The organism is Nonomuraea lactucae (assembly GCF_003313395.1).
In the GTDB taxonomy this organism is placed as follows: domain Bacteria; phylum Actinomycetota; class Actinomycetes; order Streptosporangiales; family Streptosporangiaceae; genus Nonomuraea; species Nonomuraea lactucae.
The window spans coordinates 1-1724 of the sequence record NZ_QNFZ01000549.1; the positions used below are offsets into that span (position 1 = coordinate 1).

Annotated in this window: 1 protein-coding gene and 1 pseudogene; both read left to right on the top strand. The window is 76.9% G+C overall.

Features of this window, described 5'->3' with window-relative positions:
- Positions 1-1339, top strand: a 1339-nt coding sequence (locus DQW85_RS23465) for a pyridoxal phosphate-dependent decarboxylase family protein (protein ID WP_113702247.1), incomplete at its 5' end; no start/stop codon positions are given.
- A pseudogene (locus DQW85_RS44785) lies at positions 1336-1724 on the top strand (hypothetical protein); the annotation flags it as partial. The gene DQW85_RS23465 and the pseudogene DQW85_RS44785, both read left to right, overlap by 4 nt.

Consider the following 1724-nt stretch of genomic DNA (forward strand, 5'->3'; position numbering starts at 1 on the left):
CCGCGCCCTCTCGGGACCTGCCGGCGACGACGCCCACGACGGCGACGGCGACGGGGTGCTGCGGCGGATGACCGCGCTGCTCGCGTACGGGAGCGCCGACCCCGCCGACCCCGCCTGTGCCGCGCACCTGCACTGCCCGCCGCTGGCCGTGGCCGTGGCGGCCGATCTGGCCGCGTCCGCGCTCAACCCGTCGCTGGACTCCTGGGACCAGGCTCCCGCCGCCACCGAGCTGGAGACCCTGCTGCTGGAGGAGCTGGCCGGGCTGGTCGGCTACCCGGCGGGGGCCGCCGGCGTGGTCACCTCGGGCGGCACCGAGTCCAACCTCATGGGCCTGATGCTGGCCCGCGACCAGGTCCTGGGCCGCGCGACCGGTCGCCCGATCCAGCTCAGCGGGGTGCCCGGCGGCGGCCCACCGCCGCGGATCTTCGCCTCCGCCGCTGCGCACTTCTCGGTACGGCGGTCGGCCGCCCTGCTGGGCCTGGGCGAGGAGGCGGTCGTGTCCGTCCCCGTCGACCACGACCTGCGGATGGTCCCCGAGGCCCTGGCCGCCGCGCTGCGTGACAGCGCGGGACGCGGCGAGCTGCCCGTGGCCGTGGTCGCCACGGCGGGCACCACCGACACCGGGGCGATCGACCCCCTGGAGACCTGCGCGGAGCTGGCCGCCGAGCACGGCGCCTGGCTGCACGTGGACGCCGCGTACGGTGGCGGCGCGCTGCTGTCCGACCGGCTCGCGCCGCTGGTGTCCGGGATCGAGCTGGCAGACTCCGTGTCCCTGGACTGGCACAAGCTGGGGTGGCAGCCCGTCGCGGCGGGCGTGTTCCTGGTGCGGCGGTCGGAGACGTACGAGTCGCTGTCCAGGCGGGCGGCCTACCTCAACCCGGCGGACGACGAGGAGGCCGGGTACCCGAGCCTGCTGGGACGCTCGCTGCGCACGACCCGCCGCGCCGACGCCTTCAAGATCGCTGTAACGCTGCGGACGCTGGGACGCGACGGGCTGGGCCGTCTCGTCGACGCCTGCCACGACCTGGCCCGCGCCGGAGCCGGGGCGGTGCGCGCGCACCCTCGGCTCGAACTGCACGCGGATCCCGTGCTGACGGCCTTCCTGTTCCGCTACCTGCCCGGCGACCCCGCGCTGGCGGACCGGGTGAACGCCGGGCTGCGGCGCCGGCTGCTGCGCGAGGGGCGGGCGGTCGTCGGCCGTACCGAGCTTCCGGGCGAGGGTCCCGGCCGGGTCCGGCTCAAGCTCACGCTGCTCAACCCGCACACGACCACCGGCGAGGTGGAACGGCTCGTGCGCACCGTGGCCGCGGCTGGCCAGGCCGAGGAGGACGCCCTGTGAACCGTACGGTCACCATGTCCCGCTCAGCCGCCGGAGACCGAGGTGGCCCGCCCGGCCCCGACCCCCTCGACCCCCTCGACCCCCTCGACCCCCTTGACCCCCTCGACCACGCCGATCCGGGGCGGGCGGGCGAGGCCGCGGCGATGGAGACGCTGCTGCGCGCGTACGTGCGCGAGACGGCGACCCCCGTTCCCGCCGCTGGTGAGGAGCTCGTGCTGGACTTCCCCGCGAGCGGCATCCGGCTGAGCGTTCCCGTGCGCCACCGGTCGGCGACCGGCTGGCACCGCTTCGGCGAGCCGCTCCTCGCCGTCCCCGGCTCCGATCCGGTGGCGGCGGACGCGGGGCTGGTGGCGGTGGCCGCGGTGCGCGAGACCGTGGCGCGGCG